At 59.3% G+C, this 12,998-nt stretch carries 13 protein-coding genes and 1 riboswitch; of the genes, 6 read left to right on the top strand and 7 right to left on the bottom strand.

What is annotated here, in order from left to right:
• Positions 1-5 precede the first annotated feature (5 nt).
• Both M6G53_RS00575 and M6G53_RS00570 read left to right on the top strand, forming a co-directional pair.
• Positions 6-446 (top strand): GNAT family N-acetyltransferase, encoded by a 441-nt coding sequence (locus M6G53_RS00575; RefSeq protein WP_253328285.1) that lies wholly within the window; start codon positions 6-8, stop codon positions 444-446.
• A 66-nt stretch (positions 447-512) separates the two neighbouring features.
• Complete coding sequence (locus M6G53_RS00570; protein ID WP_253328284.1) at positions 513-767, top strand: hypothetical protein; 255 nt, start codon at positions 513-515, stop codon at positions 765-767.
• Here M6G53_RS00570 and M6G53_RS00565 read toward each other — a convergent pair.
• From M6G53_RS00565 to M6G53_RS00540, 6 genes are all read right to left on the bottom strand, one after another.
• Positions 710-2,086, bottom strand: coding sequence for a cation diffusion facilitator family transporter (locus M6G53_RS00565; RefSeq protein ID WP_253328283.1), 1,377 nt, complete (start codon positions 2,084-2,086; stop codon positions 710-712). The two genes, M6G53_RS00570 and M6G53_RS00565, sit on opposite strands and share 58 nt — an antisense overlap.
• 26 nt (positions 2,087-2,112) lie before the next feature.
• Positions 2,113-2,292 carry a hypothetical protein gene (locus M6G53_RS00560; protein ID WP_366519470.1) on the bottom strand — a complete coding sequence of 60 codons (180 nt, stop codon included), beginning with the start codon at positions 2,290-2,292 and terminating at the stop codon, positions 2,113-2,115.
• A 109-nt stretch (positions 2,293-2,401) separates the two neighbouring features.
• Positions 2,402-2,494, bottom strand: a complete 93-nt coding sequence (mgtS, locus tag M6G53_RS00555; RefSeq protein ID WP_004938109.1) for a protein MgtS — start codon at positions 2,492-2,494, stop codon at positions 2,402-2,404.
• A gap of 128 nt (positions 2,495-2,622) precedes the next feature.
• The gene (locus M6G53_RS00550; protein WP_253328281.1) at positions 2,623-3,645 is read right to left on the bottom strand and encodes a magnesium transporter; all 1,023 of its coding nucleotides are present in this window, start codon (positions 3,643-3,645) and stop codon (positions 2,623-2,625) included.
• 73 nt (positions 3,646-3,718) lie between these two features.
• Positions 3,719-3,892: riboswitch (M-box (ykoK) riboswitch) on the bottom strand.
• A 142-nt stretch (positions 3,893-4,034) separates the two neighbouring features.
• Complete coding sequence (locus M6G53_RS00545) at positions 4,035-5,654, bottom strand: ABC transporter substrate-binding protein (protein ID WP_253328280.1); 1,620 nt, start codon at positions 5,652-5,654, stop codon at positions 4,035-4,037.
• Positions 5,655-5,829: 175 nt separating this feature from the next.
• Positions 5,830-6,099 (bottom strand): hypothetical protein, encoded by a 270-nt coding sequence (locus M6G53_RS00540; protein ID WP_033643162.1) that lies wholly within the window; start codon positions 6,097-6,099, stop codon positions 5,830-5,832.
• Between the two features lie 710 nt (positions 6,100-6,809).
• On the opposite strand from M6G53_RS00540, the gene M6G53_RS00535 reads away from it, so the two are divergent.
• From M6G53_RS00535 to M6G53_RS00520, 4 genes are all read left to right on the top strand, one after another.
• A complete protein-coding gene (locus M6G53_RS00535) occupies positions 6,810-7,385 on the top strand; it encodes a hypothetical protein (RefSeq protein ID WP_072627606.1) in 576 nt (191 codons plus the stop codon).
• 273 nt (positions 7,386-7,658) lie between these two features.
• Complete coding sequence (locus tag M6G53_RS00530) at positions 7,659-8,675, top strand: iron ABC transporter substrate-binding protein (protein ID WP_047730668.1); 1,017 nt, start codon at positions 7,659-7,661, stop codon at positions 8,673-8,675.
• A 33-nt stretch (positions 8,676-8,708) separates the two neighbouring features.
• Positions 8,709-10,292 (top strand): ABC transporter permease, encoded by a 1,584-nt coding sequence (locus M6G53_RS00525; RefSeq protein ID WP_253328279.1) that lies wholly within the window; start codon positions 8,709-8,711, stop codon positions 10,290-10,292.
• Entirely contained in the window at positions 10,289-11,326 is a 1,038-nt protein-coding gene (locus M6G53_RS00520) for an ABC transporter ATP-binding protein (RefSeq protein ID WP_253328278.1), read from the top strand. The genes M6G53_RS00525 and M6G53_RS00520 overlap by 4 nt, the downstream gene beginning before the upstream one ends.
• Before the next feature lie 33 nt (positions 11,327-11,359).
• Here M6G53_RS00520 and M6G53_RS00515 read toward each other — a convergent pair whose 3' ends face one another.
• Positions 11,360-12,859: an alpha/beta hydrolase gene (locus M6G53_RS00515; protein WP_253328277.1), complete on the bottom strand. Its 1,500-nt coding sequence runs from the start codon at positions 12,857-12,859 to the stop codon at positions 11,360-11,362.
• Between the last annotated feature and the right edge of the window lie 139 nt (positions 12,860-12,998).

Genomic DNA, 12,998 nt, shown 5'->3' with positions numbered 1-12,998 from the left:
ACAGCATGCCATTTTCCCTGGTATCAGCCTCGTGCGCACAGCGGCCGCTGCTGGCGGCCATGCTGTCCGCTTGCCTGCGCGAGCTGGGCGCCGATGAGGCATACCCCTATCTGCCGCTCTACTGGCGCGAGGCCGGCCGCTACCCTTATTTGATTTTGAGCGATCGGCAAACGGCCGGTTTCGCGTTGGTCAGGCGCCTGGACAGCGCCACCGTCGAAATGGCGGAGTTCTACATCAAGCCTGAATGGCGGCGTACCGGGATGGGGCAACGGGCCGCCCGCGCCCTGTTCGCGCAGCACCCCGGCGGCTGGTCGCTGTCGGTCAGCCCGGATAATCCGCGCGGGTTGGCGTTTTGGCGCTCGGTAATACCGGCCGGGGCCACGACCGAACCGCTTTCGGCCCCTGATGCCATGATATTGCTACGTTTTTCTTACCCGCCGCGCTGAGCGACACATTACCTTCATCCTTTTATGGCAGGGTAACCCGATTCGTTCTTTGCTATCGAGCCTGCCATGACTTCACTTTCCCCACGGGACATCGAGGCGCGTTACCGCTTTGCGCGTGAGATCGCCCGCGCTGCCGCCGATCTCGCCTTCAGCTTTTATCAACGGCGGCAAAGCCTGGCGGTCGACTTCAAACAGGGGCTGCGGCGCGGCAACCCGCTGCTGTTGGCCAACGCGGCGCTCTATCCGCAGTTGGCCGAGCTGATTCACATGCCGGGTTTGATCGGCTCGACGTGCCCTATCGCGCGCGTGATGGCCGGATAAAGCAAGCGCAGCCGCCGCTCGACAAGATCGACCGCGTCGTGCGCGGCGGCGATGGTCACCGCCGGCGACACCCGGCAGTGGAAGTTGACGATGATACCGCCGTCGGTCTTGCGCGCGCGGACGTTGTGTACGTCTTGCACGCTCTCTCCCTGCTCCAGCGCCGACTGCAGGATGCGCCGAATATCGGCCAGTTCCGTCGCATCGACATCCTCGCTGGTCAGCCAATGCGGCGTCTGCGGCTCCAGGTGGGTCTCTATCTCGGTGTCTTCACCGATCGCCTGACGCAGGATCCCCTCTATCTCCGTGGCGATGTCATGCGCCTGCGCCACGCTGGCGTGGGCCGGCACCGCCAAATCCATGCCGATCGCCATGCGCGTCGGCAACTGCTGCAAGGTGACATTTTGCACCAGCGCGCCGTGGTTGGCGGCGATCGCCCGAATGCGCGTCGCCATGTCTTCATCGCTGCGGGTCTGCGGCACCGCAATGACGGTGAATTCCGCCCTGGCGTACGGCTCCCGCAGCCGCTCGACGATCTCTCGCTTCAGCGCGTCGATGCGTTCCAGCGGCAAGGTGCGGCACACCGCCACCGTGATTTCGACGAACAGCACCGCACCGGCGTTGCGAATGCGCACGCTGTCGCAGGCCAGCACCGCCGGAAAACGCTCCAGCGTGGCGCGGATCGCCTCGGTGGCCCCGGCGGGTGCGGCATCCATCAGCGAGTCGAAGGAGCGTTTACCCAGTTTGATCGCGGCGACAAAGATAAAGCCGGCGACGATCAGCGCGGCGATGGCGTCCGCGCGGCCAAAGCCCAGCAGCACAAACACCATGCCCAGCAGCACCACGCCGGACGAAAGCATATCGGAGAAGAAATGCAGCGCATCCGCTTCCAGCGCCGCGCTGTCGGTCGCTTTGGCGACGCGGTTAAGCGCCCGCACGCGGAAGAAATCGACGCAGATGGAAATCAGCAGCACCGCGATCACCACCGGCGCGGCGACGATCTCATGCGGCTGCCCGAGCAGGCTGCTGCCCGCCTCATAAACGATCCAGCCGGCGGCCCCCAACAACAGCAGCACCTCGAACAGCGCCGCCAGGTTTTCCACCTTGCCGTGGCCGAAGTGGTGATCGTCATCGGCGGGCTTATCGCTGATGCGCACCGCCAGCCAGGTGATGCTGGTGGCGATAAAGTCGGTAAAAGAGTGGATCCCTTCGGATATCAGGCCAATACTGCCGGTAAAAATGCCGGCGACGAACTTGCCCGTAGCCAGTAACCCGCTGGCAATCATCGAGTTTCTGGCCACGGCCTGCTTTTCATTTTGCATTGTGCTGCTCACATTCGGACGGTGATTTATTTTTTTACTTTAGCGGATAATTGCCAGACAAAGGCGATCAGCAGCATACTGCCGGAAAATGTCAGCATGAGGCTGGTAAGAAAATTGGACTCTCCGGTGGAATAAAAATAAATCTCATTAACGCCCACCGAGATCATTAAAATGGCGTAGAGCAATCCCAGAATAAGAATCGTCATTATTATCAACTCCCGTATCAGGCCGCGCGTTCGGCGCGCCGCTAAAAATCCTCCCCATAATAAACAGCGGTTACGGGGAGGATGCATCTAGGCGGATCTTTTGCGTTCATCAATCATCCCATTTGGTGCTCATATAGGCCGCCAACAGGCCCAGTGAGCTGATCATTGCCAGAAACCCCATAAAAATAGTCATGTTTCCCATTATTTTGTCCTCAGGTTAAATGTTATCGATAAAAGCCCCTTGCGTTAAATATCGGGGTTGGTCGGTATCCATGGTTTTTAACGTCCTCCTCTTTTTTACATTCCCGCCCTTTTTAGAGCGGGATCCGTTTAAATTCCCAAGACGTACTGGGCAATTTTGAAATAAATAATCAGGCCGGTGCCGTCGATAAAGGTGGCGATAAACGGCGCCGACACCACCGCCGGATCGATACCGAGCCGTTTCAGCAGCATCGGAATGATCGACGAGACAATCGCGCTCCACACGGTGATCGCCACCAGCGACAGGCTGACCACCAGCGTCACCTCCATGCCGACGCCCATGATCCAGGCACGCACCCAGGCCGCCAGGCCGATGGTGACGGCGATCAGCAGCGAGGTCGTGACCTCTTTGCGGATCACCGCGCCCAGATTACGCAAGCTGACTTCGCCCAGCGCCATGGCACGCACCAGCGTGGAGGTGATCTGGGTACCGCTGTTGCCGCCGGTGCCGATCAGCAGCGGGATGAAGAACGCCAGCGCAATCGCCGCTTCGAGCTGATCCTCAAACGCCTTCAGCACGTTGCCGGTGTAAGCCTCGGCGACGAACAGCATCAGCAGCCAGACCGAGCGTTTGCGCCACAGCGCCCACGGGCTGGTTTCCAGATAAGGCTTGTCCAGCGGCAGGCTCGCGCCCTGGCGCTGCGCATCTTCGGTATTTTCATCCTCGACCAGGCGGGCGATCTCTCGCTCCCCCAGCACGCCGACCAGCGTATTGTTCGCCACCACCGGCACCACGTCCAGGCCGCCCTTGCCGAGCAGATGCGCCACGTCGTTGCGATCGTCGTCGGGGGAAACCTGAAAATAGCTGTGATCCATCATCACGCCGACCGCTTTATCCTGCTCGTCGCACTGCAGCAGTTTTTTCACCGACAGCGTGCCGCGCAGATGATAATCGTCTGCGGTAATAAATACCTGGGTGGGAATTTCGTCCGTTTTAAGCTGTGAAAGTAAATATTCCCGGGCATGATTGACCGTCATCGTCGCGGGAACAGTAATAAAATCGGCGTTCATATAGCCGGCGACCGAGGTCTCGTCGAGAGTTTCAGTCGCGCTCAGCGCCGGAGAAGAATAATGTTGATGTGACTTGATCATTGTCAGTCCCTATTTCTGTTTTGAACTTCAACAGCGAATCGCATAGGGGCGTAACCACAGAGGGAGTGCAGACTGCCTATCTCCGCGTCCAGGTTTTAGCACTATACAACGTATCCGAATTGTTGCTCGGAAGTTACTTTGGGCTGAACCTTAATCCGATAAAGCCTGTCTTAACCTTGGGCATCTCTCGATGTCGTCAGATCAGTAACCTGTGTTTGTATAGGAGCCTCGCCAAACGAGATACTGCATATAAACTACCGGCGCAGTATAGGCGGTGTTTTCTTCAGCGGGAAGAAAAGATTGCCCGTCGTTTATGGAGTATTTAGGATAATGTTATTAAACACGAATCTATAAAAGCGGCTGATATAAATCAGCCGCTTTTATATTTCTCAGTGCTCGAGAAGGTAGACGTTTTTATCGTACAAGGCGCCCTGACGGGTAAAATCGATCCCCTTCACGTAGGGTTTAATGAGCGTGGCATTGGCCTCGTAGTACAGCGGCGCCACCGGCGTATCGGCAGCCAGCACCGTCTCGGCCTGCTGGAAGTAGTTCTGCACCTGCTGCGGCGTCTGCGCCGCCGTCGCCTGATGCAGAATACGGTCATAGTCCGGGTTATGGTATTTGGGGCTGTTCTCGCTGCTGTCGGAGCGGAACACGTTCAGGAAGGTAGACGGATCGTTGTAATCCGCCAGCCAGCGGGTAAAGGCCACGCCGTACTGCCCGCGGTTGATAGTATCCAGCGTCACTTTACGCTCCTGGCTTTGCAAGGTGGCCTCTACCCCAAGGTTCTTTTTCCACATGGCGGCGGCGGCGATGACGATCTTCTTGATGGTGGCGTCGTTGCTGTACAGCACGGTAAAGCGCAGCGGATTTTCGGCGTTGAAACCGGCCTGCGCCAGCAGTTGCTTGGCCTGGGCGTGGCGTTGCTCCGGCGTCCAGCCGGCCGCAGCGCCGGGCTGCAGGCTATAGCCGCCCGCCCCCGTGGGGGTAAAGGTCCAGGCCGGCTGTTGGCCGTACCCCAGCACCTTGCCGGCGATAATCTCTTTGTCCAGCGCCAGATTCAGCGCCTGGCGCACCCGCACATCGTTAAACGGCGCCTGGCGGTTGTTGAAGGCGAAATAACTGGTGGAGAGCAGCGGATAGGTCACCAGCTGTTGCTCACCGAGCGTTTTTTTCAGCTGCTGATACAGCTCCGGCGGCGTGGTATACCCTAACTCAACCTCGCCGGCGCGAAAGCGCGCCACTTCCGGGAAGCCCTGTATCGGCAAGAACGTCACCTTGTTGAGCACGGTGTTGGCATTGTCCCAATACTGCGGGTTACGCTCCACCACCACCTTTTCGTTCACCACCCACTGGCTGAGGCGGAACGCGCCGTTGCCGACAAAATGCGCCGGTTGAGTCCAGTTTTTGCCGTACTGCTCCACCACCTTGCGGTTAACCGGCAAGACCGGAAAATGCACCAGCTGCTTGAGCAGGTAGGAGTTGGGCTCCGACAGCGTCACCTGCAGGGTGTGCGCGTCCAGCGCCTTGACGCCCAGCTCGCTCGGCGGTTTGCTGCCGGCGTTGATTGCCGCGGCATTCAGCACGTAGGCCGAAGCCAGATAGCTGCCGTACGGCGACGCGGTCTGCGGATCGGTGAGGCGCCGCCAGCTGTAGACGAAATCGTCGGCGGTCACCGGATCGCCGTTCGACCATTTGGCCTGCGGCCGCAGATGGAAGGTCCAGACGTTGCCCTGCTGCTCCCATTTCTGCGCCAGCGCCGGGATCGCTTCGCCGTCTTTCCCGACGCGCAGCAAACCTTCGAACAGATCGTTGAAAATGTAGAACTCCACATTGCTCTCGGCCAGGTTCGGATCCAGCGTCGCCGGTTCATACCCGTTGGCGCGCACCAATTCCTGTACCGGCGCCAGTTTAGCGTCCGCCGGTACATCGGCCGCCTGAGCGACCGCCGCGTTAAAAGCCAGGAGGATTAAACCAGCCAAATTCTTGCCATTAAATGAATATTTCACGTCGATATCCCTGTTTAGTGTTTTATCGCGTTCAATATGCAATGTGGCAGTGGAATAAATTAAATCATTAATCGCTATGAGTCATAACCAAAAGCGGTGTTGAATTTCTTTCATTATCAAAGGAATATCCCTCACCGCGCTTTTCGCTTGCAAACACAATGTGCGTTGCCGTCCTCTACTTGATGTTCACGGTCGTGATACCAAACAGCGGCAGGCCTTTAACCGGCTCTGGACCGGGCTCCCCCCATACCATTAAGGATTTACCGCTCGCCTGCGCCTGGATCGCCAGATTCACCAGCAATTTCGGATAGGGTTCATTAGCCGCTACCGACAGCGGAAACACGTTTTCGTATAATCCTCCATCGATCGCCATTTCCACATGCACGCAATCATTAGCTACATCGATGACCACGATAGGATTGGTATAAAACGGACCATTAGACATAGGCACCTCTCTCACGATTTTTTACTGAATATGGCTCGTCATTCGCGTTGACAGGCCGTGTTATTAATACCTGAACGAAACGCTGAAGAACGATATGAAAAGACTGGAGAAAAAGAACGCCGTTCGATAACAAGACGTCACCATTGCAACAGCTTAATTGCCATTACAGCGTTGACAAGGAACTGATGTAAGTCAAATGTAAATCCACACTTACCTGTCACCTCTATGAATACACTGAGAATATTTAAAAAAAATGAAACAGAAAAATAATTTAATAAAAATCAACATGATAAAATATAATAATCACTTAATTCATATTAATTAATTGGTTGCAAAAAAAGGTTAACAGCAAAATAATGGACTAAAGAAATCAGTAGCATTTCCATTTAAAAATAAAATTAAAAACCTCACTTGATATCTCTATGACACCTAACTACCTTTAAATGGCTTCGAGATATACATGAAGCCACCGCCGGTTATAAAATCAATGACTGGCGAATGATTGAATCAAAAATAATTCCCGTAAGAACAAACCGGAAATATAAACGCTTGCCGTGAGAATAAGATGCAACGGTCTGCTTTCCATACCGTTTTTCTTTCGAGGGCAATGACTATTTCCATTCAGATGCAATTACCTGTCTGGTGGCTAACCGGATTCAGCGTGATATGCACTTCAGACTGACTCAGCAAAAAATCACAGGAGTTTACCTATGCCTTCATTGCAAGATATTACGCCTGAACAGGCTAACGCATTGAATAAACAATCACGTGACGCTTATAACGCGGAAGTGCAGAGCCGCCAGGCGCTGCTCAACCAACATCCGCAATTGAAACCGGCGTTCAACCAGCAAGTGCATCCGCAATCCTTGTGTGGATGCGGGTGCCAACAAAATATCTGCGGCTACTTCAGCTTCCAGGGCTGTGGATGCGGGTGTGGCTGCGCGCCACATGCGGAGACCGTGCAAATTTCCGCGCAGCTTGCCAATATCGGTCCCAATGCCCCATCAAGCGGTACATCGGTGCGTTTTGTCGGCCAGGCCACCGGCACTGGCTCAGACGGTAACATCAACATCCCGACGATTTATTTGCAAGGCACCGTGCCCGATGCCGAAAATCTGATCGGCGTTCCGTTAACCCTGCAATTGGCCATCAACCCCGGTTCGATCGTCCTGACGCTGCTGGAGAATGGCCGGGTGCTGGCCTCTTTGGTTCATCCGCCGCAGTGGGCGGGCAGCATCAACGGGCAGTTCTTCGGCGTTGGCAACGGTGAGTTTGTGCTGGCGTGACAAGAAGCAAGCCTGACGGGCGGCTGCCTGCGATGGCAGGTGGCCGCTCACTGTGAGATAACGCAGCCCAATTCTATTCAGACAATCAATTCAGATTTTTCCAGCCGAAACTTAACTTATCCTTAGGGCCATTCATTTTGTGAGCGATCGTCAAAAATAATTTAATACGAATCGTTTTCACTATCATTATTGATGTTCTTGGCTAAAATCGGGCTGCTTGCGCTTGCCAGGCGATATTCGTTTTCCTCATTCGAACGCTAAAAGGATAACTGCATGAAGCTGCGTATTTCATCTCTCGGCCCCGTCGCCCTGCTCGCCTCCTCGATGATGCTGGCCTTCGGCGCTCAGGCGGCCTCGGCCGATCAGGGCATCGTCATTTACAACGCCCAACATGAAAACCTGGTGAAATCCTGGGTCGACGGGTTTACCAAAGACACCGGCATCAAGGTCACGCTGCGCAACGGCGGCGACAGCGAGCTGGGCAATCAGCTGGTGCAAGAAGGCAGCGCTTCGCCTGCCGATGTCTTCCTGACGGAAAACTCCCCGGCGATGGTGTTGGTGGATAACGCCAAGCTGTTCGCCCCGCTGGACGCCGCGACGCTGGCCCAGGTGGAACCGCAGTATCGCCCAAGCCACGGCCGCTGGATCGGCATCGCCGCCCGCTCTACCGTGTTCGTCTACAACCCGGCCAAGCTGACCGAAGCGCAGCTGCCGAAGTCGCTGCTGGACCTGGCCAAGCCGGAATGGAAAGGCCGCTGGGCCGCCTCGCCGTCGGGCGCCGATTTCCAGGCGATCGTCAGCGCGCTGCTGGCGTTGAAAGGCGAGAAAGCGACGCTGGAATGGCTGAAAGCGATGAAAACCAACTTCACCGCCTATAAGGGCAACAGCACGGTAATGAAAGCGGTCAATGCCGGCCAGGTCGACAGCGGCGTGATCTATCACTACTACCCGTTCGTGGATGGCGCTAAAACCGGCGAGAACAGCAACAACATCAAGCTGTACTACTTCAAACATCAGGATCCGGGCGCGTTCGTCAGCATCTCCGGCGGCGGCGTGCTGGCTTCCAGCAAGCATCAGCAGCAGGCGCAGGCGTTCATCAAGTGGATCACCGGCAAACAGGGCCAGGAGATCCTGCGCACCAACAACGCCTTCGAATACGCCGTCGGCGTCGGCGCGGCCTCCAACCCGAAACTGGTGCCGCTGAAAGATCTGGACGCACCGAAAGTAGACGCCGCGCAGCTGAACAGTAAAAAAGTGGTCGAACTGATGACCGAAGCCGGCCTGCTGTAAGGCCCGCCGGCAAACCGAGAGTTGTTGATCGTTATGTCAAACCCGAGTCCCCACGCCGCGCAGACCGCGCGGCGTTATTCTGTTGTCCCTCGTCACCCGCGGCCGGGGGCGATCGTGGTGGCCAGCGCCGTGCTGCTGTCGCTGCTGGCGCTGTTGCCGCTGGGATTCGTTATCGGCGTGGCGTTTGAAACCGGCTGGCAAACGGTCAACGCTCTGGTTTTCCGCCCGCGCGTGGCGGAACTGCTGTTGAACACCCTGCTGTTGGTGGTGCTGACGCTGCCTGTCTGCGCCGTGCTGGGCGTGGCCCTGGCCTGGTTGACCGAGCGCACCACGCTGCCGGGCCGCCGTCTCTGGGCGGTATTGGCCACCGCGCCGCTGGCAGTGCCGGCCTTTGTGCAAAGCTATGCCTGGATCAGCCTGGTGCCGTCGATGCACGGCTTGAGCGCCGGGGTCTTCATCTCGGTGCTCGCCTATTTCCCGTTCATTTACCTGCCGGCCGCCGCCGTGCTGCGCCGTCTGGATCCCGGTATCGAAGACGTCGCCACCTCGCTCGGTTCCCCGCCGTTGGCGGTCTTTTGCCGCGTGGTGCTGCCGCAGCTGAAGCTGGCGGTCTGGGGCGGTTCCCTGCTGATCGCATTGCACCTGCTGGCGGAGTATGGCCTGTATGCCATGATCCGTTTCGATACCTTCACCACCGCGATCTTCGATCAGTTCCAGTCGACCTTCAACGGCCCGGCGGCCAACATGCTGGCCGGCGTATTGGTGCTGTGCTGCCTCGGGTTACTGTTGCTTGAGGCTCTCAGCCGCGGCCGCGCGCGCTATGCTCGCGTCGGTTCCGGCAGCGCCCGCAGCCAAACGCCGCGTCGCCTTTCGCTGCCGTTCGCCGCGCTGGCGCTGCTGCTGCCGATTTCGCTGACCGCACTGGCGCTGGGCGTGCCTTTCATTACCCTGGCCCGCTGGCTGTGGCTGGGGGGATTCGAGGTGTGGCGCAACGCCGAGCTGTGGCCCGCGCTGTGGCAAACGCTGTCGCTGTCCGCCGTCGGCGCGTTGCTGATCACGCTGTGCGCCATTCCGATGGCCTGGCTGTCGGTGCGCTATCCGGCCCGGCTGTACCGCGTGCTGGAGGGCTGCAACTACGTGACCAGCTCGCTGCCCGGCATCGTGGTGGCGCTGGCCCTGGTGACCATCACCATTCACAGCGTCCGGCCGATTTACCAAACCGAAATCACCCTGCTTCTGGCGTATTTGCTGATGTTTATGCCTCGGGCGCTGATCAATCTGCGTGCCGGCATCGCACAGGCGCCGGTGGAATTGGAAAACGTGGCGCGCAGCCTCGGCAAATCGCCGGCGCAGGCGCTGTGGAGCACTACGCTACGGCTGGCGGCGCCGGGTGCCGCGGCGGGCGCGGCGCTGGTGTTTCTGGCGATCGCCAATGAACTGACCGCCACGCTGTTGCTGGCGCCGAACGGCACCCGCACGCTGGCCACCGGATTTTGGGCGCTGACCAGCGAGATAGACTACGTCGCCGCCGCGCCTTATGCGCTGATTATGGTGGCGCTGTCATTGCCGCTCACCTGGCTTCTTTATTCTCAATCCAAACGCACGGCGGGACTATGAGCACGCTCGAACTGCACGGTATCGAAAAATCTTATAACGCCACCAGGGTGCTGGAACACATCGACCTGCAGGTTGCCGCCGGCAGCCGCACGGCGATCGTCGGCCCCTCCGGCTCCGGCAAAACCACCCTGCTGCGCATCATCGCCGGCTTTGAAATTCCTGACGGCGGCCAGATCCTGCTGCAGGGGCAAGCCATGGGCAACGGCGGCGGCTGGGTGCCGGCGCATCTGCGCGGCATCGGCTTCGTCCCGCAGGATGGCGCGCTGTTCCCGCACTTTACCGTCGCCGGCAACATCGGTTTTGGCCTTAAAGGCAGCAAGCGTGAGAAACAACGGCGCATCGAGGCGCTGATGGAGATGGTGGCGCTGGATCGCCGTCTGGCCGCGCTGTGGCCGCACGAGTTGTCCGGCGGGCAGCAGCAACGGGTGGCACTGGCGCGCGCCCTGTCGCAGCAACCCCGGCTGATGCTGCTGGACGAACCGTTCTCGGCGCTGGATACCGGCCTGCGCGCCGCCACCCGCAAAGCGGTCGCCGAACTGCTGACGGAGGCCAAGGTGGCGTCGATTCTGGTCACCCACGATCAGAGCGAAGCGCTGTCGTTCGCCGATCAGGTAGCGGTGATGCGCAACGGCCGGCTGGCGCAGGTGGGCGCGCCGCAAGACCTCTATCTGCGGCCGGTCGATGAGCCGACCGCCAGCTTCCTTGGCGAAACGCTGGTGTTGACCGCCGAACTGGCGCACGGCTGGGCCGACTGCGCATTGGGGCGCGTTGCCGTCGACGATCGGCAACGCAGCGGCCCGGCGCGCATCATGCTGCGCCCGGAGCAGATTCAAATCGGTTTGTCCGATCCGGCGCAGCGCGGCCAGGCGGTGATCACCGGCATCGATTTCGCCGGTTTCGTCTCTACGCTCAACCTGCAAATGGCCGCCGGCGGCGCGCAAATCGAGATCAAAACCGTCAGCCGCGAAGGTCTTCAGCCCGGCTCTCAGGTCACTCTCAACGTGATGGGCCAGGCGCATATTTTCGCCGGTTGACTCACTTAAGGCCGGGGCTTCCGCCCGGCCTCTTCAACGGCAAGTCTTGTCGCGACGCGGCTTTTTCGGCGCCAGCAGATAATCCACCACGCTTTCGTCAACACAGCTGTCGATGCCGTTCAGCACCAGCGTGTGTCCATCGCGTTCGCGGGTGATCAGCGGGCTTTTAAAGGCGGCGGCCATCACCTGCGCATTGCGGTACGGCGTGGTCGGATCGTAGCGCTGGGCGACGAACAGCAGCGGCGGCAGCGCGGCTGCGGCCACCGGGGTGTGCGGCCGATCTTTGCCGCGGTACGGCCACAGATCGCACATTTCCAGCGGGTACTCGTGCAGTGGCAGATAGTGGGCGTACAGGGCGGCGGTGTTGACCTCCTGCCGCTGGCTGCGCAGCCGCTGCGGATCGGCCGTCGGGTTAGCGACGTCAGCACAGGTGATGACATTCAGGGCGTCATCGGCATCCGGCGAATAGCTTTCGTCGATCAGATCGGACACTTGCTGCCCAGCGATGCCGGCATCGAGCTGGCGCAGCACGGTCGCCAGCTCATGCCAGCGTTCCGGCCACAGCAGCAGCGAGCGCGTGACCGTGAGCACATCCTCGGCGGAGATTTCATAGCCCGCCGCGGTGACAAATGGCTGCTCACGCAGCTTGCGCAGCAAGGCATGATAGCGCTGCAGCGCCTGATTGGCGCCGCCGCCGAGCTGGCAACTGTCAGTTTTGCCGCAGTAGGCGGCGAAGCGCAGGAAACTTTGCTGGAAGCCCCGCTCCTGGTTCAGCCGCTGGGTGAAGTCGTCTTCCGCCAGATCCACCACCCCGTCCAGCACCAGCGCGCGCGTTTTCTTCGGAAAACGTTCGGCATACAGCGCCGCCACCTTGGTGCCGTAAGAGTACGCCACCGCCGTCAGCCCTGGCTCGCCCAGCGCATGGCGAATGACGTTGAGATCGTTAACCGCCTCGTCGGTGCCGATATGTTGCAGCACGTCCGCGCCGGTTTGTTTGATGCAGGCGGCAATCAGGGTGCGGGTCTGGCTCTCAGCACCGGCCACGTCGTTGTCGTCCGGTGACGGGGTTTCGTCGCCTTCGGCCACCTGGCAGGAGATTTTCGGCGTCGACTGGCCGACGCCGCGCGGATCGTAACCGATGATGTCGTAGGATTTTCGCAGTCTGGCCACCTGTGCGTCGTTGCCCAGATACGGATTGATACCCGGCAGGCCCGGCCCGCCGCTGATCATCACCACGCTGCCCTTTTTCGGCCCGGTGGCCGGCAACAGGGTCAGCGCCAGGCGCACGGTCTGTTCGCCCGCCTGCGCCGCATGAGCGGGCGGCGTGCCGTAGGCCAGCGGCGCCTCGAGATAGCCGCAGCGCAGCCCCGGCGGCGGCGGCTCATCGAACCAGCGCTGAAAGCCGCTGTTGAGGCAAGATTGCCAACGGATGCCGCTTTCGGCGCCGGCCGCGTCGTGGGGCGCGGGTTTGGCCTGGGCGGGCGACACGGCGGCGGTCGCGACGAGCAGCGCCACAATACGCAGTACTGACATGGGGAGTCCTTTCAACTCAACGAATCGGTCAAAGGTTAACGATACCCGGTTAAACCGCTAGCCAATAGAACACAAAAAGCCGCGCGGGTGAAGCCGTCACCGCGCGGCCGGCCAGATTTTACACTGCTCGGATTGTTCT

Source organism: Serratia nevei, assembly GCF_024160145.1.
GTDB classification, from domain to species: Bacteria; Pseudomonadota; Gammaproteobacteria; order Enterobacterales; family Enterobacteriaceae; genus Serratia; species Serratia nevei_A.
This window is presented reverse-complemented; position numbering and strand designations above follow the sequence as displayed.

Excerpts from the sequence above, each read along its gene's own strand:
- M6G53_RS00575 (WP_253328285.1), top strand. The coding sequence starts at position 6 with ATGCCATTTTCCCTGGTATCAGCCTCGTGCGCACAGCGGCCGCTGCTG.
- M6G53_RS00570 (WP_253328284.1), top strand. The coding sequence starts at position 513 with ATGACTTCACTTTCCCCACGGGACATCGAGGCGCGTTACCGCTTTGCG.
- M6G53_RS00565 (WP_253328283.1), bottom strand. The coding sequence starts at position 2,086 with ATGCAAAATGAAAAGCAGGCCGTGGCCAGAAACTCGATGATTGCCAGC.
- M6G53_RS00560 (WP_366519470.1), bottom strand. The coding sequence starts at position 2,292 with ATGACGATTCTTATTCTGGGATTGCTCTACGCCATTTTAATGATCTCG.
- mgtS (WP_004938109.1), bottom strand. The coding sequence starts at position 2,494 with ATGGGAAACATGACTATTTTTATGGGGTTTCTGGCAATGATCAGCTCA.
- M6G53_RS00550 (WP_253328281.1), bottom strand. The coding sequence starts at position 3,645 with ATGATCAAGTCACATCAACATTATTCTTCTCCGGCGCTGAGCGCGACT.
- M6G53_RS00540 (WP_033643162.1), bottom strand. The coding sequence starts at position 6,099 with ATGTCTAATGGTCCGTTTTATACCAATCCTATCGTGGTCATCGATGTA.
- M6G53_RS00535 (WP_072627606.1), top strand. The coding sequence starts at position 6,810 with ATGCCTTCATTGCAAGATATTACGCCTGAACAGGCTAACGCATTGAAT.
- M6G53_RS00530 (WP_047730668.1), top strand. The coding sequence starts at position 7,659 with ATGAAGCTGCGTATTTCATCTCTCGGCCCCGTCGCCCTGCTCGCCTCC.
- M6G53_RS00525 (WP_253328279.1), top strand. The coding sequence starts at position 8,709 with ATGTCAAACCCGAGTCCCCACGCCGCGCAGACCGCGCGGCGTTATTCT.
- M6G53_RS00520 (WP_253328278.1), top strand. The coding sequence starts at position 10,289 with ATGAGCACGCTCGAACTGCACGGTATCGAAAAATCTTATAACGCCACC.
- M6G53_RS00515 (WP_253328277.1), bottom strand. The coding sequence starts at position 12,859 with ATGTCAGTACTGCGTATTGTGGCGCTGCTCGTCGCGACCGCCGCCGTG.